The sequence below is a fragment of the Enterobacter cloacae complex sp. S3 genome (assembly GCF_014930495.1).
Taxonomy (GTDB): domain Bacteria; phylum Pseudomonadota; class Gammaproteobacteria; order Enterobacterales; family Enterobacteriaceae; genus Enterobacter; species Enterobacter asburiae_B.
Window position 1 is genome coordinate 1 of sequence record NZ_JADBRD010000129.1, and the last position, 323, is coordinate 323.

Consider the following 323-nt stretch of genomic DNA (forward strand, 5'->3'; position numbering starts at 1 on the left):
GGTGGTGGCCAAAGGCGATGAACTGCTGTGCGAGAGGGGCGAGGTGGTGGAGCGTCAGACCCAGCCGCCGCGCCACTTTACCGACGCCACGCTGCTGTCGGCGATGACCGGGATTGCCCGCTTCGTGCAGGATAAAGATCTGAAGAAGATCCTCCGCGCCACCGACGGCCTCGGCACGGAAGCGACCCGCGCAGGGATTATCGAGCTGCTCTTCAAGCGTGGTTTCCTGAGCAAAAAGGGGCGCTATATCCACTCTTCGGAGGCCGGCAGGGCGCTCATTCATTCCCTGCCGGAGATGGCCGGGCGACCGGACATGACCGCCC

1 protein-coding gene is annotated in these 323 nt (G+C 64.4%); it reads left to right on the plus strand.

Going from position 1 to position 323, the window contains the following annotated elements; all coding sequences use genetic code 11:
• Positions 1-323 (plus strand): DNA topoisomerase (locus tag IM317_RS23820; protein ID WP_255519973.1); only part of this gene is annotated, 323 nt, incomplete at both ends.